The sequence below is a fragment of the Streptomyces sp. NPDC001914 genome, assembly GCF_042891215.1.
GTDB lineage: Bacteria > Actinomycetota > Actinomycetes > Streptomycetales > Streptomycetaceae > Streptomyces.
In genome coordinates, this window is the sequence record NZ_JBIASW010000003.1 from 489,706 (window position 1) to 508,928 (window position 19,223).

A 19,223-nucleotide genomic window follows, 5' to 3' on the forward strand; every position below is an offset into this window, starting at 1 on the left:
TTCGCCCCGCCCGGTCCTCACACCTTCCGGTAGGTGTACGCCTCCGCCGCGGCCGCCTCCACCGCCGCGAGGTCGGCGCCCGCCGAGGCCGTGACGACGGCGGCCACCGCCCCCTCGACGAAGGGGGCGTCCACCAGCCGTGTGCCGTCCGGGAGTTCGTCGCCCTCGGCGAGCAACGCCTTGACCGTGAGCACGGCACTGCCCAGATCGGTGAGCACCGCGACCCCGGCCCCGCGGTCCACGGAGGCCGCGGCGGCGGCGATGACGTCGGCGCTGGTGCCGAGCCCCCCGTCCAGGGTGCCGCCCGCCGGCGCGACCGGAGCGACCGTGCCGCCACCGGCCAGGCCCGTGGCCAGTTCGGCGACGGACGCGGCGACCGCGGCGCTGTGCGAGACCAGCACTATGCCGACCCGTGGTTCCTCGATGTCACTCACCGGCCGCCTCCACGAGTGCCGCGATCAGCAGTGCCGAGGACGTGGCGCCCGGATCCTGGTGTCCGATGCTGCGCTCGCCCAGATAGCTCGCCCGGCCCTTGCGGGCCTGCAGAGGCGTGGTCGCCACGGCGCCCTCCTCCGCGGCGGACCTCGCCGCGGCGAACGACTCGGCGAGCGCGTCGACCGCGGGTACCAACGCGTCGATCATGGTCTTGTCGCCGGGCGCGGCTCCGCCCAGCGCCCGGACCGCGTCGACGCCCGTGCGCAGCGCGTCCGCGAACTGTTCGTCGGTGACCTCGGCGGCGTCGCCGAGCGCCTTGCCGGTCCGGCGCAGCAAAGTGCCGTAGAGCGGTCCCGACGCGCCGCCGACCGTCGAGATCAACTGCCTCCCGGCGAGCGCGAGGACGGCACCGGGGGTGTCCGGGGACTCCTTCTCCAGCGTGGCGGTCACGGCGGCGAATCCGCGCTGCAGATTGCTGCCGTGGTCGGCGTCGCCGATGGGGGAGTCCAGCTCGGTGAGCCGGTCCGCCTCACGGTCCACCGAGGCTGCGGTCACCGCCATCCAACGGCGGAAGAAATCGGCGTCGAGCACGGAATCTCCTTGCGTCGTACGGAACTTGACCTGGCCACCGGTCAAGGGCCCTTGGGCCCGCGACCGTTCCCGGTTCGTCGGCGGCGTTCAGACTCCCCAGCGCAGCCCCGGAGTCTTGACGGGCGCGTCCCACAGGCGCAGCAGGTCCTCGTCCACCTCGCACAGGGTCACCGAGGCGCCCGCCATGTCGAGCGAGGTGACGTAGTTGCCGACGAGGGTGCGTGCCACCGGGATGCCCCGCTCGGTCAGCACCCGCTGGACCTCCGCGTTGAAACCGTAGAGCTCCAGCAAGGGGGTGGCGCCCATGCCGTTGACGAGGAGCAGCACCGGATTGCGCGGTGCGAGGTCGTCCAGCACGGCGTGCACCGAGAAGTCGGCGATCTCGCGTGCCGTCATCATCGCCCGCCGTTCCCGGCCCGGCTCGCCGTGGATGCCGACACCGAGCTCGAGCTCCCCGGCCGGCAGATCGAAGGTCGGGCTGCCCTTGGCCGGTGTCGTACAGGCGCTGAGCGCGACGCCGAAACTGCGGGACCTCTCGTTGACCCGCCGGGCCAGCGCCTCGACCACCTCCAGGGGCGCGCCCTCCTCGGCCGCGGCCCCCGCGATCTTCTCCACGAACAGCGTCGCGCCCGTTCCGCGCCGCCCGGCCGTGTACAGACTGTCGGTGACGGCCACGTCGTCGTTGACGAGGACCTTGGCGATCTGGATGCCCTCGTCCTCGGCCAGCTCCGCCGCCATGTCGAAGTTGAGGACGTCGCCGGTGTAGTTCTTCACGATGAACAGCACACCCGCGCCGCTGTCCACGGCCGCCGCGGCCCGCACCATCTGGTCGGGGACCGGAGACGTGAACACCTCGCCGGGGCAGGCCGCCGACAGCATCCCGGGGCCCACGAATCCGCCGTGCAGCGGCTCGTGTCCGGACCCGCCGCCGGAGACGAGGCCGACCCTTCCCGCGACCGGGGCGTCCCTGCGGACGATCACGCGGTTGTCGACGTCCACCGTCAGCTCCGGATGGGCCGCCGCCATGCCCCGCAGCGCGTCCGCCACCACCGTCTCCGCCACGTTGATGAGCATCTTCATGGAAACCTCCTGGCCGCTTGTCGGAGCCGAAGCGCTTTCCTCGCCGCTCCAGCGTATACATCACCGACTTCTTGCCCAGTCCGGGCGGCCGCCGGTTCTGCCCGGAGGGGCCGTGCTCGTCGACATGGCCGGTCACGGTCTCCGGCCGCGGGAGTGCCGTCCTGGCGGGCGGCGGGTCAGAGCATGAGCAGCAGTCGCGTGTTCGGTACGAGCTTGCGGTTCACGCTGGTGCTCTGGACGAAGATCGTGAAGTCGTCGTTGTGGTCGGGCTTCACGCGCACCTCCGTGCCCGGCAGGCCGAGCAGGGCCCGGGCCTGGGGGCCCGAATACACCCGGTCCGTCTTCTTCTCCAGCACCGCGATCTGCTTCCGCGCCTGGATCTTCTCGGACTTGCTCAGCTGGTAGAAGGCGCCGCCGGTGCGGTAGGCGTGCCCGCATTCGACGACCCAGTCCCGTATCGCCACGTCCCGGGTCACCGGGATCAGGTGATACCCCGACGGGTCCACCGCGGCCAGTCCGGCGGCCTCGATGGTGTCCTTGTTGACCGCCTCCGCGCCCACCGAGAACACCGCCCGCGATCCCCGGATGCCCTGCGCGCGGCCCACCATGAACTTCTCGGTGGCCTCCCTGATGACCTGCCCGGCCTCTTCCAGTCCCTGCGTGCTGGTGGCGTCCCAGACGGCGATGTTGTCCTTCGGGAAACCGCACTGCATGGCCTCACGCTTACCCATCTGGTCCGGCACGAGGACGGCCAGCGTCCAGTTGTCCTCCTGCGTCGCGATCATCTCGGACACGGACCTGACCAGTTCACGCGCGTCGCGGACGGGGGCGTCCGGACAGCGATGACTCGCGTTCTCCTGCCCGTCCGTGAGCACGAACGTCAGGAAGCTGTGGTCGCCGTACAGTTGGGCCGTCTGCGCCAGTTCGTGCTGCGACTTCAGCGCGGCCGCCAGCAGGGCCGTCATCCCGCCGACGCGGTACAACTGCTTCAGCGACGGCATCCGGAGCACGTCCTTGTCATAGATGACGCACTCCACCTTGTCGGCGAAGACGTACACCGTGACACGGGTCTCCTGGTCCAGCTCCCTCGACCGGCGGGCGAGATACGCGATCTGCTGGTCGGCGACCTCGACGACCTTGCCGCTCAGGTGCGACATGGACGAACTGGCATCCAGCACGAGAGCGACGTGATTGATGTAGTTCTGACTTCCGGCCATGACAGCTCCCCCTCGATCCGACTCGATGCCTCTACTGTGTCACCCAGCACTGACAATCGATCTTGGATCGGGAGCGGTACGGCCACCGCGTCCGGGCTCGCCCGCCGGGCCTTCCCGGTGAGTGCGGACGGCGCACTGACCGGGGTCCGTCCGGCGGGTCGGTCCCCTTCCCGCTACTGCCCGGCGTGGCTCACCCGGAGGCTGCCGCGGTCGCTCTCCTTCAGGCCCCGGCCGATGATCAGGCGCTGGATCTGGTTGGTGCCCTCGAAGATCTGCATGACCTTGGCCTCGCGCATGTACCGCTCGACCGGGAAGTCGCGGGTGTAGCCGGCGCCGCCCAGCACCTGGACCGCGTCCGTGGTGACCTTCATGGCGTTGTCGGTGGAGATCAGCTTGGCGATCGACGCCTCGGACTGGAACGGAAGTCCCTCGTCCTTGAGCCGGGCGGCGGCGAGCGTGGTGGCCCGCGAGACCTGCACAGCCGCCGCCATGTCCGCGAGGACGAAGGCCAGTCCCTGATGCTCGATGATCGGCCGGCCGAACGTCTCCCGCTCCCGCGAGTAGCGCAGCGCGTGGTCCAGCGCCCCCTGGGCGAGGCCCGTGGCCACCGCCGCGATACCGAGCCGTCCGCAGTTCAGTCCGGCGAACGCGATCCTGAGCCCCGCGCCCTCCTCGCCGATCCGGCGGCTCGCGGGGACCCGCACGTTCTCCAGGCGCACGGTCGCGGTGGCGGACCCGGTCAGGCCCATCTTCTGCTCCGGCGGATCGGCCACCAGGCCGGGTGTGTCGGCCGGGACGAGGAAGCAGGAGATGGCGTGCGAGCCCTCGTCGGACGTACGGGCCATGACCGTGTAGAAGTCCGCGTGCCCGCCGTGGGTGGTCCAGGCCTTGGCGCCGTTCAGTACGTAGTCGTCGCCGTCCCGCACCGCCCGGGTGCGCATCGCGCCCGGGTCGGAACCGGCGTGCGCCTCGGAGAGACAGTAGGCGCCCAGCAGCTCGCCGCCGAGCATGCCCGGAAGCCACTCCTTCTTCTGCTCCTCGGTGCCGAACTCGGCGAGGGCGAAGCAGGACAGCGCGTGCACCGAGACGCCCACCGCCACGCTCGCCCACACGGCGGCGATCTCCTCGACGGCCTGGAGGTAGACCTCGTACGGCTGCTCGCCACCGCCGAACGCCTCCGGGTAGGGCAGGCTGAGCAGCCCGGCCCGGCCGAGCGTGCGGAAGACCTCGCGGGGGAAGCGCCCCTCGGCCTCCGCCTCGGCGACGCGCGGGGCGAGCTCCTTCTCGGCGAGCTCGCGGGTCAGAGCGATCAGGTCGACGGCTTCCGGCGTGGGGAGCGTGCGGGTCGCGGGCATGGCATGTCCTCGGTGGTGGCGGTTCGCCGGACGATATTGATACGCCAGGCGATACAACAGTATCGTTTTTGGTACCGCCAGGCCATGCGAACCGTCGACGGATTCGCCCGTGCGGCGGTCGGACGGTGCGTCCTGGGCGCGATGTCCTGTACGTGACGGTCCTGGCCGTGGCCGACCGGGCCCGTGGGCCGGATCAGGTCAGGTCAAGGGCGGGCGTGGGCGTGGGCGCGAGCACGATGATGGGTGCCGTGGCACGGGCGGACACGGTGCTGGGTGCGGCGGCACGCGTGGACGTGGGCCCGGGTGCCGTGGCGCGGGCGGGCACGGTGCCGGGTGCCGTGGCACCGGCGGGCACGGTGCTGGGTGCCGTGACACGAGGGGGCGCGGTGCCGGGTGCCGTGGGCGGGTGGGCGCGGTGCTGAGTGCCCCGGTATCGGCGAGTGCGGGGAGATGGCGGGCGCGGCGGGTCCTCGCGGCGCCGCAGGCTGCCGCTCGACGGGGACGTCGAGGTGACGGGCGTCAGGGAGAGACGGCGTGCACGATGAGGGACGCCAGCTCGGCGTAGGCCTCGGCGTCGTTCAGCCCGGTGCGTGCGGCGACCTCGCCGCGCTGGATCTCCTGCATGGTCGCGGCCACGACCTCGCCCACGAACGCCGCGTGGACGTCACGGAACGCCCCGGCGGTCACGCCGTCGGCGATCAACTGCCGGATCCGTCCGGCGGCGAGGCGCGTGTTGGCCTCGTACACCTCGCGCGCCGGCTCGAACTGGGCCATGTCGTCGAGGAACTGCCGGGAGAGCGGCCGCAGCTGCTCGGCGACCGTGTCCAGGTAGACCACGACGCGCTCGGAGGGTGCGGAGGTGTCGGCCACCCGCTTCTCGACGGCCTGAGCGGCCTCCCGGAAGTAGTGCTTCACCGCCTCACGGACCAACTCCTGCTTGCTTCCCGCCAGTTGGTACAGCGTCGTCTTCGAGCAGTGCAGCCGCTCGGTCAGCTCGTCCAGGGTGAACGCCGCGAAGCCCTCCGCGACCAGCAACGCGACCAGCCGCTGGAGCAGGTCGGTCTGGCGCGCGGTACGACGTGTGGACGGCATGATCTCAGCGTAACCGTTCCTCCATTACCGTGACCGTCACCCCTCCGGGGGTGTGATCAGGACCGCTGGGGCCGCTGTACTGCGCCGACGCCGACGCCGACGCCGACGCCGACGCCGACGCCGACGCCGACGCCGAGGGGAGGGGAGGGGAGGGCCGGAGCCGGCCGCCCGCCTGCCCGGCCGCCCCGCCACCTTTTCGCCTGGGAGTCCCTGCTCCCGCTCAGGGGGTCGCTCCTCCCGCTCAGGGGGTCGCTCCTCCCGCTCAGGGGGTCGCTCCTCCCGCTCGGGGGGTCGCTCCTCCCGCTCAGGGGTGTCCCTCCTCCCACCCGGCCTTTCCTCCTGCCACTCGGCTGACGAGGCCGGGCAGCCCGGGGGAATGGCCCGGCGGAGGACTCGGCCTTGGTCGCAGGTCTCGTCCCCGTCGGCCCGCCGGGGCGCGTGACAGGGCGCCGGTCCGTCCGCCGCACCCGGCACATCGGACCCCGAGGTCCGGCGGGTGACCGTCAGGAGGACTCGCCGGAGACGTCCGGTGCGGGCGCCCCGAGGTCGTCCGCCTCCGGCAGGCTCTCCACGTCGACTCCGCGCACCTGCGCCAACTCGTGCTTGAGCGCGGCGAGTTCGGCGCCGCCGGCCATGTGGTCGGTCAGCTCCTCCAGTCCGACCTCGCCCCGGTCGGCGCTGAGTTCGAGGGTGCCGAGCCGCAGCACGCTGAAGTGGTCGCCGACCATGTACGCGTGGTGCGGGTTGTGCGTGATGAAGATGACGCCGAGACCGCGGTCTCGGGCGGCGGCGATGTACTTGAGGACGACACCCGACTGCTTGACGCCGAGCGCGGCGGTCGGCTCGTCGAGGATGAGGACGCGGGCACCGAAGTACACGGCGCGGGCGATGGCCACGGACTGACGCTGCCCGCCGGAGAGCGTGCCGACGGGCCGGTCGAGGTCGTCGAGGACGATGCCCATGTTGCGCAGTTCCTCATCGGCCGTCCGCTTCATCCGGGCGATGTCGAGCCGTCGTACGGGCCAGGGCCCCCGCGTCATCTCGGAGCCTAGGAAGAAGTTCCGCCACACGGGCATCAACGGCACCGTCGCGAGGTCCTGGTACACGGTGGCGATGCCGCGCGCGAGGGCTTCGCGCGGCGTGTTGAAGCGCACCGCCGTGCCGTCCACGAGGAACTCGCCCTCGCTGTGCTGGTGCAGCCCCGAGATGATTTTGATGAGCGTGGACTTCCCGGCGCCGTTGTCGCCGAGGACACAGGTCACCCGGCCGGGACGGACGGCGAGGGAGACGTCGTGCAGGGCACGGATGTTGCCGTACGACTTCCCCGCGCCGCGCAGCTCGACGATCGCGGCGCCACCGTCCCCGGACGGGGGGCCCGGGCGGACGGCGCTCACGGTTCCGGATCCTTTGTCTGCCATGGGTCGGTTCACCTCCGGGTCGCCGTGCGGCGGACCCACAGATTGACGAGCGTGGCGCCGAGCAGCATCACGCCGAGGAAGGCCTTGAACCAGTCGGGGTTCCAGCCGGCGTACACGATGCCCTGGTTCACCATGCCGAACATGAAGGCGCCGAAGACCGGCCCGATCGCCGAGCCGTAGCCGCCGGTGAGCAGACAACCGCCGATCACCGCCGCGGCGATGTAGATGAGTTCCTGGCCGACGCCCTCGCCCGACTGCACCGTGTTGAACGAGAACAGCTGGTGCATGCCGACGAACCAGGCGCCGAAGCCGACCGTCATGAACAGCGTGATCTTGGTGAAGGTCACCGGCACGCCGACCGCGCGGGCGCTGTCCTGGTCGCCGCCGACGGCGAAGACCCAGTTGCCGTACTTGGTGCGCAGCAGTACCCAGGTGGCGAGCGCCGCGAAGACGAGCCACCACACGACCGTGATTTTCACCTGGACGCCGCCGACGTCGAACGACGAGGCGAAGATCTTCTTCGCCTGGCCGAAACCGTCCATGTCGCTGATGTCGTCGGTGGCGACGTTGTCGGTGACCAGTTTGGTGACGGCGAGGTTCACGCCTTGCAGGATCAGGAAGGTCCCGAGCGTGACCAGAAAGCTCGGCAGCCCGGTGCGGACCATCATCCAGCCGTTGAACGCGCCGATCGCGAGCGAGAGGACCAGCGCGATCACGACACCCGCCCACACGTTCACGGTGAGCTGGTAGCTGAGCATGCTCGCGGTCAGCGCCGAGGTGATCACCGCGACACCGGCGGACAGGTCGAACTCGCCGCCGATCATCAGCAGGGCGACGGGCAGGGCCATGAGGCCGATCGTCGACGACTGGTAGAGGACGGTCGCCATCGAACTGCCGGAGCGTACGGACGGCGCCGCGATCAGGAAGAAGACGAACACGGCGGCTGCGCCCAGGAACACCCCGACCTCGGGCCGGGCGAGCAGCCTGAGTGCCAGGGGGCGCCGGGCCGTCCGCCCAGCCATGGCTCGGGGGCCGGGGGCCGGCGGCGCGGTCGCCGTCGGCCCGGCCGCGCTCATCAGCGAGTGCCCTTCGTGGCGAACCGGGCGACGGTGTCGACGTTGCTCTTGTCCACGAACGCCGGACCGGTGAGCACCGGCTGCTCGCCACCGCCGCTGTAGTTGCCGTTGTTCTTGTAGAGCCACAGCGAGTCGATCGCCAAGTAGCCCTGGAGGTAAGGCTGTTGGTCGACGGCGAACTGGATGGTGCCCTTGCTGATCGCGCCTGTGAGTTCCTTGTTGAGGTCGAAGGTGGCGATCTTCGCCTTGCTGCCGGCGTCGCCGACCGACTGCACCGCGGTCAGCGCGTACGGGGCGCCCAGAGCGACGACGTAGTCGATCGCGGGGTCCTGCTTGAGTTTGGCGGTGATCGTCGACTTCACGGACGGCATGTCGGTGCCGTTGACGTACAGGTTCTCCGTGGTGCCGCTGAACGTCTTCTTCACGCCGTCGCACCGCTGGGTGAGGCCGATGTTGCCCTGTTCCTGGATGACGCAGACGGTCTTCTTGGCCCCTTCGGCGTTCAGCTTCTTCCCCAGAGCCTCGCCCGCGACGGTCTCGTCCTGGCCGAAGAACTCCATCAGGCCCAGCTTCCTCCAGTCGCTGAGACCGGAGTTGAGACCCACGACGGGTATGCCGGCCGAAGTCGCCCTGCCCACCACGTCCTTCATGGCGCCGGGCTTGGCCAGGGTGATGGCGATGCCGTCGACCTTTTGGTCGATCGCGTTCTGTACCAGGTTGGCCTGGGTGCCCGCGTTCGGGTCGTGCGCGTAGACGAGCCGGATGTTGTCCTTGGCGGCCGCGGCCTCGGCGCCCTTGCGGACGATGTCCCAGAACGTGTCGCCGGGCGCCTGGTGGGTCACCAGGGCGACCGTCATCTGCGGCGTGTTCGCCTTGCCCGCGGCTCCGCCGTCCCCGCTCTCCTCGGCCTTCTTGCCGCCCGAGCCGCTGGAACAGCCCGCGGAGAGCAGTAAGGCCGCGGCGGTCAGGGCGACGAGCGGGGCGATTCTCCGTGAACGGGGGTGGAACATGCGATCCATCACTGCAGCACCTCACTGTGCGACCGGGACCTGGGTGTCTCCTCCCGTACATCCCCAGCAACAGGCGCATCACGCATGGGAATGTCGACCGACCGACGGGCAACGCCCTTGCATTGGGCTCGACTTGGGCTGTTTCTCGGCGCTCGCGTTCGGCACGGGTGCCGCGGGCGGGCCGAACGCGTGCGTCTCGTGCGGGCGCTGCGGGCGGCCGAACGCGTCCGTCCCGTACGGATGCCTTGGGCGGCCCGAACGCGTGCGTCCCGTAAGGGAACACAAGCCGGACGGCCGGGCGACCGCGGCCGAGGCGGCAGTAGTGGTCGTCGGCGAGCAGCCTCGCACCGCTCTACCTGGTCGCGACGCTCAGCCTGTCGTTCCTGGCCACCCTGGGCGCCACCACCTACCCGGCCCCGCACCTCACTCCCTCCTCCGGCCGGATGTCTCGTTCACCTGGGGAAGCGGGTGCCTGACGTTCGTACGTCGATGATTTCGGCACCTGCCCGGAGCCGCGACCGTGCCCTCCTTGTCGAGCCGCGGGGCCGGGGCGCCGCGGTGTTCACCCCGGCGGCCGCCCCGTCGCCCTGAGCCGCCCGCGACCGTCCCCGCCTCCGACCTGAGGTGGGGCTTCGCGCTGGAGGCGGGGCTTCGCACTCGCGAGGATGCTCCGGGGAACCGGGGGAGAGACCGATTCGAGCCACCTGGTCTCCGGGGCGCGCACCTCTTGCCTAACTGTCATGAGCCCGTCATTCTTTCGATGAATCTACTCGCATAGATTCACGCTTTGACGTTCCACCTGACAGCGCGTCCGTCCGCACTCTCCCCCGGAGGATCGCCCAGTGAGACCCCGTCAACCGCGCCGTCATGGCGCTGTCGCCGTCATGCTGTCCTTACTCGCCCTTTCTGTCGGCCAGACCGTGGCAGCCCTGCCCGCGGCCGCCGCTCCTGCTCCCGGCTCCACGGTCGCCGCGGCGCAGGACCAGGCCGCGCGTGCCCTGGCCCGTTCCCTGTCCGACTCCGCCTGGCGTGCCCGCGTCCGGCATGCCGCCCTGACCGCGGACGAGGTGCCCGTCACCGCTCTGGCCGGCCGCGCCGGCAACGGTCTGAAGTCCACGCTGGCCACGGCGGATCGCCGGATCGCCGCCGCCAAGGGGCTCGACGCGGACACCGGTTCCCTGCTCCGGCTGCGCCTCGGGGACCACGCGATGCGTGGCGCGCTGTCCGCGGGCAAGGTGCCCTGGGTGGCCCCCACCACCACCGATGATCACGCGAGCACGATCGTCGCCTACGACGTCCAGGGCAGGGCTCACACGCTAGACGCCCGCCACGCACCCGCCCGTCCCGTGTACGTCGTCGACATCGACGGCTCCAAGGCGCTGGCCGCCGGCCTGGACGTCCTGAACAGGCAACTGCGCGGCTACGGAGTGCACTCCGCCGCACCGGCACCGGCACCACAGGCGAGCACCACCGGGAAGCCGCAGGCCCAGGCGGCGGCCGGCGGCTTCTGGACCACCCGCATCAGCGCGGTCGAGCTCTCGGACGACGAGGAGCCCTGGGTCAAGGGCGACGCCGAGATCTACACCCTGGTCACCGGCTTCGGGCAGGACGGCAACGTACGTGTCGACCCCGTCGACATGCCGTACCTCGACAATGACGGCACGGTCTACCGGCCCGGCCAGATCCTGGTCAACTGGTCGAACTACAAGTACAACCTGGCCGATGCCGTGATGATGGAAGAGGACGGGAGCACGAACTACCGCGACCTCGCCAAGGCCATCGCCACCGTCCTGCTCACCATCACCGACCAGGGAACCTACATCCCCCTGGTGAACGCGATCCTGGACGCCATCCCGAACGACTGGTGGACGGACGATCCCGACTACGTCGACTCCTGGTACACCCTGGCCAGCAGCGACAACGGCACCCGCTACGGCGCTCGCGGCAACGGCTGGATGACTGTCGAGCCGTACTTCGTCCAGCAGTTCTGAACCGTACGGCGGACGTCATGAGTGCACGAGGGTGATGAAGGGTGCGGGCCGGTGAGGGACACCACCGGCCCCATCCGCGATCGTGCCCCCGTTGTCCGCTGGGTATCCAGGGCGGACGCGCATGGCCAAGCCGTGGCAAGCCGTGCGGTTGCAAGCCATGGCCAGTGGTGTCGAGCGTCAGGCGAGGTCGCGACCTCAGGTATCCGTCGGGACAGGGCAGTTGGTCGGTGTCCCGGATCCGGCGGGGCGGTCGCCGCTAAGATCGTTATTCATGGACACGACAAGCGTGGGGACTCCTTGCTTGGGGCCATGGACAGGGTGCGGCAGCCCCTGAGATCACGGCCCCAACTGCGTTTTCTGCCAGACGGGTTCACGGACTGCCTTGCTCGCTGAAGCTCAGCGGCCGTGATCGCCCGCCCCAAAGCAGCCCCAGCACAAGCCGATCGACCGACCTTTGCTTTCAGCACCGGGAGACCGTGTGAGACGCGTTGCGATGGCCGCCCTGGCCCTGTCACTGACCGCCCTGCTCGCGGGGTGTGCGGAGGAGGACCCCAAGCCGCTGCATGCCACGAGGTCGCCCGGCGAGGCGGCCTGGTACGAGAGCTCGAAGGAGCAGCGCAAGGAGTACTGCGCCGCGTACCGGGCTCACGACCCGCAGCGCCGCCCTGTCCACGTGCCCACGTTCGCCTCAGCGATGTCGGAGGACGAGTTCGCCGACGACTTCTACGACGCGCTGAAGGAGAAGTGCTAGCACCTGGTTGGCGGTTGGCGGTCGGAGGTTGGAGGTTGGCGTCGGGCGCGGGGCGGCCGGGTGGCGGACGCGTTCCGCCGCGTGATGGCACGCGATAATCCCGGCGACGCCGGCGGTCGTCCCCGGGATACTGGGCGCCCATGGATGAGGTCGAAGTCGTCGTCGCCCATTCCGAGCGCGCGACTCTGCGCGTCGGCGACGTGTTCCTGAAGGTCGACGCCGATCAGGCGCGCATCGACGTCGAGGTCGAGGTGATGGCCCTCGCGCCGGTCCCGACCCCGGAGATCCTGTGGCGCAAGCCGCCCGTGCTCGCGATCGCCGCGCTCCCGGGGACGACGCTCGGGCGCCTAGGCGGGCCGTCGACCGGATCGCCGGCGGCGTGGGCCGCGGCGGGCGCCGCCATCCGGAAGCTGCACGACGCACCGCTGCCGGCCCGGCACGGTCGGGCCGGCCGGAGCATCGACGAGTTGGCGGCGGAACTCGACGACGAGTGCGCTTCGCTCGTGACGAACGGTGTCCTGCCCGCCGACCTGGTCACCCGCAACCGCGAGGTCGCGGCGGCCGCGCTCAGGCCGTGGACTCCGGCGTTCACGCACGGCGACCTGCAGATCGCGCACGTCTTCGTCGACGGCGACGAGGTCACCGGCATCATCGACTGGTCCGAAGCGGGCCAGGGTGATGCCCTGTACGACCTCGCCACCTTCACCCTCGGACACGAGGAGCACCTCGACGACGTCATCGCCGGCTACGGGGCCGACGTAGACCTCGACGCGATCCACGGGTGGTGGTCGTTGCGAAGCCTGTTGATCGTCCGCTGGCTGGCCGAGCACGGTTTCGACCCCTTCGCGCCGGGCTGCGAGGTCGACGTGCTGAGATCCCGGATGTGAGCCTTTGAGGCCGCGCGAACCAGACGGCTCCGCATGCGTCCCGACGCATCGAGCAGGCCACCTCTTGGGGCGAACGCCTCGCCCGCACGGCTGCATGCACGGCGGCCCGACCGACTACACCTGCTCCTGATACACCCTGATCCCGGCCGGCCTGAGTCCTCGGATCCTCCTCCAGTCAGCCCGCTCGGTCAGTCCTCGCGCCCACTCGTCGAGATCGTCTCCGGCGTCATGGAAGAACCACGAGTCGAAGCTTCCGAGGGCCTCCAGGGCAGGGACGATTCCGTATCCGAGCTCACAGTGGACCTGCACGTAATGGTCGTGATCACCGTCGCCGTCGCAGATCTCGAACTGCCGGGTGAGGTCCAGCGTGAACGTCGGAGGACCGTCGAACGCGTAGGTCCCGTACTGGAACAGCAGACCGTCGGCGTCGGGTGCGTCCGCGACGGCGAACCGCCGTCGGCCGAATCGGAGGAAGGCAAGCCAGACATCCTCCGTCACCAGATCGGAAGGCGCCCGCCCCTCGGACCCCAACTCGCCCTCAAGCAGCCCCGCGGCGTCGCCGGTCGACAATCTCCGCGCCACGTACGTCCTCCTGGTCCACCGCAGTCAGGCTGAACGTACTGAACCGGGCGAACCTGCCTGGTCGGAGCACCAGCCACTGAAACCGTCACGGAAAGGATTCCCGGCGAACCAGCCTCGGCGTCCCGGTGGAGCCGCATTCATGCCGTGGGCAACGGGCCTTCCGGGTCGGGGCCCTCCCAGTAATCGGGGCCGAGTGTCTCTTTCAGTAGGGCGTACATCTTCTTTCGGAAGTGGGCGGTCACGAGCCATGGGCGGGTGAAGATGCGGATCTCCTCGACGTCGCCCGCATCGTCGAGGGCGAATATCTCGACGAGTTGCTGCACGTGGCCGTCCACGTATTCGTCGATCGCCACCGCGAATGCCGATCGGCCCTCGACGTCGAGGACGTTACGAACCTTGAGGTCGCTGAAACTCTGCGCCGCTGCCTTGAGGACCGGCCCGACCACTGACTTCCCCGTCGGCTCTTCGCTCAAGATCGGGGAGTACAGGGTGACACCCTCCGCCAGCGGGGGGACTGCTGGATGGTCAACCCAAACCGGCGTCGGCCCCTCCGGGACATACGGTCCGGATCCGAGGCTCGGGTCCGCGAGGGCGGGGTCGGTCTTCGCGATCACTTCGCGCAGAGCGGCCATGAACGGCCACGGCCGACCGTAGACGTCGATGGTGGCAATCAGGCCCGCGGCGTCGTGCCGGGCCAGCGCCACGATCTCCGTCGGGCGTCCGCCGGGGCTCGCGCTGAACACGACCCCCTCCACCTCGTCCCCCTTGAGCCGGACGGTCGCTTCGGGCGCGACGAGCGCCTGCTGGTACGTACCGAGAGCTGCGGAGACGGCGTCGCGACCGGTGATGCGGGGTGCGGCCAGTGGAGTCGCCAGAGAGACGTCTTCGGCAAGCGCTGCCGGAGCCTGTCCGGAAAGTGCGGCGTTCAACTGATTCGACATCGCGCTCCTCGTGGTCACGATCACGGTGAGCCTGGGTTCGGGGAACACTTGGGCGCGAGGTCATGCGGGCGCCCGCTCGGCGCCGGCGCCCCAGGGCCACCAGGAACTTTGTGATGTGTCGCGGCCGTACGCCAAGCGGTGTCACAGGATCCCTGCGCCGCAGCCAGGTTCGTCGCCGCCCTTCCAGCATGCGCCAGGAGCGTGGCGCGGCGCATGCTGGAAGGGCATGGGTGCTCCAGACCTCTGAGCTCAGGGGTCTGGAGTTTCGTGTGCCAGGACCGGTAGACGTGCCGGAAAGGCCGCGGGCCGCCCTTCGCGCCGAGGTTCCACCGGCGACGGCCCGGAGGGCTACGACGACGCCTGCGACTCCAGCGTCACCCACGTCCCCGACGCCGCAGAGTGCGCCATCGCGTCCAGTGCCGTCGCGCTGCGGACCGCGTCGGCCAGTGTGGCCCCGTACGGCCTGTTGTCGGCGATGGAGCGCAGGAAGGTGTGGGCCTCGATGACCTTGAGGTCGTCGTAGCCCATGCTGTTCGCCGCTCCGGGCTGGAAGGCCGCGTAGTCCCCGGCACCCGGACCGACGTACACGGTGCCGACCGGCTGGTCCTGGTACGTCGTGCCCCGGCTGACGCCGAGTTCGCCCATGCGGCGGAAGTCCCAGAACACCGCTCCCTTGGTGCCGTGGATCTCGAACCCGTAGCTGTTCTGCTCGCCCACCGAGACCCGGCACGCCTCCAGGACGCCGCGCGCACCCGAGACGAACCGCAGCAGGCAGTTGACGTAGTCCTCGTTCTCCACGGGTGCCGGCTCGCCGCCCGACGCGCGCGTGTGGCCCGCCGTCGCTCCGTCCGGCCGGGCCCGCAGCGGCACGAAGACCGCGGTGTCCGCCGCCAGTGCCTCGATCTCACCCAGCAGGAAGCGGGCCAGGTCGACGCCGTGCGAGGCCAGGTCGCCGAGGACGCCGCTGCCGCCCCGCTCCCGCTCGTACCGCCAGGTCAGCGCGCCCTCCGGATGGGCCGCGTAGTCGCTGAAGAGGCGGATGCGTACGTGCGTCACCTCACCGATGTCCCCGGAGGCGATCAGCTCGCGGGCCGCCGCCACGGCGGGAGTGCCGCGGTAGTTGAAGCCGACCGTGCCCCGGACCCCGCCCTCCGCCACCGCGCCCGACACCGCACGGGCGTCGTCGGCGGTCAGCCCCACCGGCTTCTCGATCCAGATGTGCTTGCCGGCCGTGGCCATGGCCACGCCGATCTCGCGGTGCAGGAAGTTCGGCGCGGTGATGCTCACGGCCTCGACCCGAGGATCGGCCGCGATCTCCCGCCAGTCACGGACGGCGGTCGCGAAGCCGTACCGCGCGGCGGCCTCCTCGGCCCGGCCGGGCACCTCGTCGGCGACGGTGATCAGCTCCGGACGCAGGGTGAGTTCCGGGAAGTGGTGGAGAACGCGAGCGTACGCCTGCGTGTGCACCCGCCCCATCCAGCCGAACCCCACGACAGCGACACCGAGCTCACGCACCACGATCGCCCTCCTCAGCACCGGACCGGATCCAGCTGTGCCGGATCCATCTGTACGGGATCCACCTGCGCCGGATCTGCCTGTACGGGATCCAGCTGCGCCTGATCCACCTGTACTGGATCCACCCGGCTGTATCCGTTCAAACCGGGTCCAGCCGAATCGGGCCCATGCGATCAGGCCGCGTTCAGCGAGCGACCGACGCCCGCTGCTCCAGCACCCTCAGCGCCCGCTCCGCCCACTCGATGATCGCCTGCTCGAAGGCGCGTCCTCCCAACAGCGTGAGATACGGGCCCACGCGCTCCGCCCCGGCCAGGTACTCGTCCTCGGTGCGGCCGTCGAGCAGGCGGGCACCGATCCGGTCGTAGTGCGCCAGCTTGGCCCGCGACCACTCCAGTCGCTCGGCGATCGCCACCCGGACGGCGTCTGCGTCCCCCATGTCGAGGGCGTACACCTTGACCATCAGCTCGTCGCGGATCGCGGTGGGCTTCGCGGGCAGCGCAGTGAACGAGGCCAGCGCTTCGAGCCCCGCCGCGGTCAGCTGGAAGAGCCGCTTGTTGGGCCGGCGCTCCTGCTGCACGACCCGTGCCTCGATCAGCCCCTCGGACTCCATCCGGTCGAGTTCCCGGTAGAGCTGCTGCGGGGTCGCCATCCAGAAGTTGGCCACCGAGGCGTCGAACCCCTTGGCCAGGTCGTACCCCGACGCCTCGCCCTCCAGGAGCGAGGCCAGTACCGCGTTGCGCAATGCCATCCCGCAAGGCTAGACGCCTCGCACCCACAGGACTAATCTTATCCGCACCTAATCAATTAATTGACTAAGAGAGACGGGAAGCGCAATGAACTCCTTCCGCAAGGCCGTGGAGGCCGGAGACCTCGACGCGGTCGAGGAACTGCTGGCCGACGGCGTCGTGTTCACCAGCCCCGTCGCCTTCAAGCCGTACCCGGGCAAGCCGATCACCGCCGCCATCCTGCGTGGCGTCTGGCGCGTCTTCAGCGACTTCCGCTACGTCCGTGAGATCGCCGGGGCCGACGGCCGCGACCACGCGCTCGTCTTCACGGCCAAGGTGGGCGACAAGGAGATCAACGGCTGCGACTTCCTGCACTTCGACGAGGACGGTCGCATCGACGAACTCATGGTGATGGTGCGCCCGTTGTCGGCGGCGCAGGCGCTCTCGGAGGCCATGGGAGCGCAGTTCGAGCAGATCTCCCGGGAGGCGGCCGGCGCCTGAGGCCCGGCTACGCGCTGTTTGAACCGACTCCCTCCGGCTACCCGCCTGTTGTGACGACGACGCCTTCACAGCAGGAGCTCTTCCGGTACTTGGAGGACCGCTTCGAGTGCGCCCGGGTGTGTGCCGAATGCGCGAAGACCTCCATGCTGCGTGCGAGCCTCATGGATCCCGACGGACCGAAGAAGCAGGAGGCCGCGCGGCGGTCGGGCATTCTGTGCGCGGAGGTGTGCGAGGCGACCTGTCAGGCGCTGTCCCGTCATCCGGGGCTGAGCGACAGGGAGCTTCGCGCCCGGCTGGAGTGGTGCCGGGACGTCTGCCTGGAGTGCGCCGAGGCTTTTGACGCCTGCCCCGGGTCAGAAGCCGCCGCGCGGAAGTGCCGTGAATGTGCCCGGGTCTGCGCGGAGTTCATCGCCACGCTGCTGTGAGCTGTGAGCAGTGAGCTGTGAGCTGTGAGCAGTGAGGGTCCGGGTTGGTTAGCCCGGAGGCAAGCTCCGGGGCGGCTGGTCCGGGGGCGGGCCCCGGGGCGCTCAGGATGACCGCAATGCCCGCCTCAAGCCGCGAGCCGCCGCCCCCGCCAGACCGGTCCGGCGAACAGAACCCGGACCGCCCCGGCTGGGGCGGCTCGACGAAAGGCACCAAAAGGTCACGCCGGTCCGACGATCGGCACCCGGATCAAGCCGGCCCGACAAGCGGGCGTCCGGCGCGGACGTTCCAGCGTCCCGCACGCCCGCTCAACTCCGTGACAGTGAGCGGTGGCACGTCCACGCGCCAGAACGCCGTCTCCGGCGCCCCCAACACCCGTACCACCAGGGCCCGTACGACCTCTGGCTCCACCACGGCCACGGTTCGGCCGTCCTGACCGGCCGCCGCGTCCAGGTATTCCGCCACCCGGTCGCAGAACGTCCGCACCGACTCGCCGTCGTGCGGTACCGACGTCGGATCGGCGAGCCAGCGCGCCACCGCCTCGGGCTCCTTCGCGCTCACCTCGGCCAGCGTCGCCCCGCGCCAGCGGCCCACGTCGAGAGGGGCCAACTCCGGCGCCTCGACCGCGCCTTCGAGCCCCAGGGCCTCGGCGGTCTGCCGGCACCGCACGGTGGGGGACACCCACAGGTGCCCGCCCGCGGGAACGATGCCCGCGTCGGCCGCGGCCCGAGCGGCCCGCAGACCGGAGGCGTCCACCGGGCTCCCGTCGTCGAAGCGGGCCTCGCGCAGCGCCTCGCTGATCGCCGCGGAGATCAAGATCACTCGGCTGGTCATGCCATCGCTCTCATGTGTCGTGGATCCGGACCGAGTTTCATGGTCCGGGCTTGTGCGTCGTGGACGGTGACCGACTAACCCCCCGGCCGGCCAGGGAGTTTGCCGTCCGCTTCCATGCTCCCCGAACGGTGGGGCGCACGCGGTGCGGGGGTATGCGCCCTTGGCCGGGCCGACGGCTTCGCGGTACGGTCACATGGATATTGACGACGGTTCGGCGGAAGCCCGGTGGAAATCCGGCACGGTCGCGCCACTGTAAGCCCGGCACATGCCACTCCTGCCAGGGGTGACGGACACGGGCAAGTCAGACCCGTGGCTGTCGTCCTGTGCACCACCGAGATGGGACGCGAGTTCCCCAGGAGGTTCTGCCCCATGGCGCAGTCCGCCGTTCAGCCCGCCGCCACGCCCACCGCCGTTCCCGCCAAGCTGCCGATCGGCGCGATCGTCCCCTGGGCGGCGTTCTTCGGCATCCTGATGCTGGTCCTGCTCTACTTCGTCGGCGCCGAACAGGGCGCCACCTCCCTCGTCTCCGGCGAGAACGTTCACGAATGGGTCCACGATGCCCGGCACCTGCTCGGGTTCCCCTGCCACTGACGGCCGCGGGGGACGTACGAGCGACGCATTCCGCGACGGCCGGGGAAACCCGGCCCGCATGAGGGGCGGTGCACGGGTGACCGTGCCCCGCCCCTCGTCCGTGTGCGAACGCAGAGGCATCCGAACCGGCGCATTTGCTTGTCATCGGCATTCCCAATTTCTGGAACACGTTCTACGGTGTGCGCCGTCAGGTCGGGCCCGGGAGGCA

General features: G+C 70.2%; 21 protein-coding genes and 1 riboswitch. Of the genes, 7 read left to right on the plus strand and 14 right to left on the minus strand.

Features of this window, described 5'->3' with window-relative positions; all coding sequences use genetic code 11:
* Positions 1 to 17: 17 nt before the first annotated feature.
* From ACFYYF_RS11455 to ACFYYF_RS11475, 5 genes are all read right to left on the minus strand, one after another.
* Positions 18 to 434 carry a PTS fructose transporter subunit IIA gene (locus ACFYYF_RS11455; RefSeq protein ID WP_365487056.1) on the minus strand — a complete coding sequence of 139 codons (417 nt, stop codon included), beginning with the start codon at positions 432 to 434 and terminating at the stop codon, positions 18 to 20.
* Positions 427 to 1,026: a dihydroxyacetone kinase subunit DhaL gene (gene dhaL, locus ACFYYF_RS11460; protein WP_388773889.1), complete on the minus strand. Its 600-nt coding sequence runs from the start codon at positions 1,024 to 1,026 to the stop codon at positions 427 to 429. The genes ACFYYF_RS11455 and dhaL overlap by 8 nt, the downstream gene beginning before the upstream one ends.
* Before the next feature lie 87 nt (positions 1,027 to 1,113).
* Complete coding sequence (dhaK, locus tag ACFYYF_RS11465) at positions 1,114 to 2,106, minus strand: dihydroxyacetone kinase subunit DhaK (RefSeq protein ID WP_388773890.1); 993 nt, start codon at positions 2,104 to 2,106, stop codon at positions 1,114 to 1,116.
* 176 nt (positions 2,107 to 2,282) lie between these two features.
* Positions 2,283 to 3,323 carry a vWA domain-containing protein gene (locus tag ACFYYF_RS11470; RefSeq protein ID WP_388773893.1) on the minus strand — a complete coding sequence of 347 codons (1,041 nt, stop codon included), beginning with the start codon at positions 3,321 to 3,323 and terminating at the stop codon, positions 2,283 to 2,285.
* 173 nt (positions 3,324 to 3,496) lie between these two features.
* Positions 3,497 to 4,678, minus strand: a complete 1,182-nt coding sequence (locus ACFYYF_RS11475; protein WP_361687965.1) for an acyl-CoA dehydrogenase family protein — start codon at positions 4,676 to 4,678, stop codon at positions 3,497 to 3,499.
* Between the two features lie 248 nt (positions 4,679 to 4,926).
* On the opposite strand from ACFYYF_RS11475, the gene ACFYYF_RS11480 reads away from it, so the two are divergent.
* A complete protein-coding gene (locus tag ACFYYF_RS11480) occupies positions 4,927 to 5,100 on the plus strand; it encodes a hypothetical protein (protein ID WP_388773896.1) in 174 nt (57 codons plus the stop codon).
* A 97-nt stretch (positions 5,101 to 5,197) separates the two neighbouring features.
* Here the strand turns inward: ACFYYF_RS11480 and ACFYYF_RS11485 are convergent, their stop codons facing one another.
* The 4 genes from ACFYYF_RS11485 to ACFYYF_RS11500 form a co-directional block, all read right to left on the minus strand.
* Positions 5,198 to 5,770: a TetR/AcrR family transcriptional regulator gene (locus tag ACFYYF_RS11485; protein ID WP_361687971.1), complete on the minus strand. Its 573-nt coding sequence runs from the start codon at positions 5,768 to 5,770 to the stop codon at positions 5,198 to 5,200.
* Positions 5,771 to 6,273: 503 nt separating this feature from the next.
* Positions 6,274 to 7,188 (minus strand): ATP-binding cassette domain-containing protein, encoded by a 915-nt coding sequence (locus ACFYYF_RS11490; protein WP_388773899.1) that lies wholly within the window; start codon positions 7,186 to 7,188, stop codon positions 6,274 to 6,276.
* Positions 7,189 to 7,196: 8 nt separating this feature from the next.
* Positions 7,197 to 8,264 (minus strand): ABC transporter permease, encoded by a 1,068-nt coding sequence (locus ACFYYF_RS11495; RefSeq protein WP_388773902.1) that lies wholly within the window; start codon positions 8,262 to 8,264, stop codon positions 7,197 to 7,199.
* Entirely contained in the window at positions 8,264 to 9,283 is a 1,020-nt protein-coding gene (locus ACFYYF_RS11500; protein ID WP_388773905.1) for a sugar ABC transporter substrate-binding protein, read from the minus strand. Before ACFYYF_RS11500 ends, ACFYYF_RS11495 begins: the two co-directional genes overlap by 1 nt.
* 875 nt (positions 9,284 to 10,158) lie before the next feature.
* On the opposite strand from ACFYYF_RS11500, the gene ACFYYF_RS11505 reads away from it, so the two are divergent.
* From ACFYYF_RS11505 to ACFYYF_RS11515, 3 genes are all read left to right on the plus strand, one after another.
* The gene (locus tag ACFYYF_RS11505; protein ID WP_388773907.1) at positions 10,159 to 11,265 is read left to right on the plus strand and encodes a DUF3103 family protein; all 1,107 of its coding nucleotides are present in this window, start codon (positions 10,159 to 10,161) and stop codon (positions 11,263 to 11,265) included.
* A gap of 478 nt (positions 11,266 to 11,743) precedes the next feature.
* On the plus strand, positions 11,744 to 12,016 hold the full coding sequence (locus tag ACFYYF_RS11510; RefSeq protein ID WP_388773910.1) for a hypothetical protein: 273 nt from the start codon (positions 11,744 to 11,746) through the stop codon (positions 12,014 to 12,016).
* A 140-nt stretch (positions 12,017 to 12,156) separates the two neighbouring features.
* Positions 12,157 to 12,903: a phosphotransferase family protein gene (locus ACFYYF_RS11515; RefSeq protein WP_388773913.1), complete on the plus strand. Its 747-nt coding sequence runs from the start codon at positions 12,157 to 12,159 to the stop codon at positions 12,901 to 12,903.
* 114 nt (positions 12,904 to 13,017) lie between these two features.
* Here ACFYYF_RS11515 and ACFYYF_RS11520 read toward each other — a convergent pair whose 3' ends face one another.
* From ACFYYF_RS11520 to ACFYYF_RS11535, 4 genes are all read right to left on the minus strand, one after another.
* The gene (locus tag ACFYYF_RS11520; protein ID WP_388773916.1) at positions 13,018 to 13,473 is read right to left on the minus strand and encodes a hypothetical protein; all 456 of its coding nucleotides are present in this window, start codon (positions 13,471 to 13,473) and stop codon (positions 13,018 to 13,020) included.
* 149 nt (positions 13,474 to 13,622) lie between these two features.
* Positions 13,623 to 14,426 carry a hypothetical protein gene (locus ACFYYF_RS11525; RefSeq protein WP_388773918.1) on the minus strand — a complete coding sequence of 268 codons (804 nt, stop codon included), beginning with the start codon at positions 14,424 to 14,426 and terminating at the stop codon, positions 13,623 to 13,625.
* A gap of 348 nt (positions 14,427 to 14,774) precedes the next feature.
* Positions 14,775 to 15,944, minus strand: coding sequence for a Gfo/Idh/MocA family protein (locus ACFYYF_RS11530; RefSeq protein WP_388773921.1), 1,170 nt, complete (start codon positions 15,942 to 15,944; stop codon positions 14,775 to 14,777).
* 181 nt (positions 15,945 to 16,125) lie between these two features.
* Entirely contained in the window at positions 16,126 to 16,689 is a 564-nt protein-coding gene (locus ACFYYF_RS11535; protein WP_388773924.1) for a PadR family transcriptional regulator, read from the minus strand.
* 85 nt (positions 16,690 to 16,774) lie between these two features.
* Here ACFYYF_RS11535 and ACFYYF_RS11540 point away from each other — a divergent pair, with 85 nt between their 5' ends.
* Entirely contained in the window at positions 16,775 to 17,167 is a 393-nt protein-coding gene (locus tag ACFYYF_RS11540; RefSeq protein WP_388773927.1) for a nuclear transport factor 2 family protein, read from the plus strand.
* 50 nt (positions 17,168 to 17,217) lie between these two features.
* Complete coding sequence (locus ACFYYF_RS11545; RefSeq protein ID WP_388773930.1) at positions 17,218 to 17,592, plus strand: ferredoxin; 375 nt, start codon at positions 17,218 to 17,220, stop codon at positions 17,590 to 17,592.
* 247 nt (positions 17,593 to 17,839) lie between these two features.
* Here the strand turns inward: ACFYYF_RS11545 and ACFYYF_RS11550 are convergent, their stop codons facing one another.
* Positions 17,840 to 18,424, minus strand: a complete 585-nt coding sequence (locus ACFYYF_RS11550) for a histidine phosphatase family protein (protein WP_388773932.1) — start codon at positions 18,422 to 18,424, stop codon at positions 17,840 to 17,842.
* Positions 18,425 to 18,640: 216 nt separating this feature from the next.
* Positions 18,641 to 18,731, plus strand: a riboswitch (cobalamin riboswitch).
* A gap of 62 nt (positions 18,732 to 18,793) precedes the next feature.
* Here ACFYYF_RS11550 and ACFYYF_RS11555 point away from each other — a divergent pair.
* Positions 18,794 to 19,015, plus strand: a complete 222-nt coding sequence (locus ACFYYF_RS11555) for a CbtB-domain containing protein (RefSeq protein WP_361688033.1) — start codon at positions 18,794 to 18,796, stop codon at positions 19,013 to 19,015.
* Positions 19,016 to 19,223 lie beyond the last annotated feature (208 nt).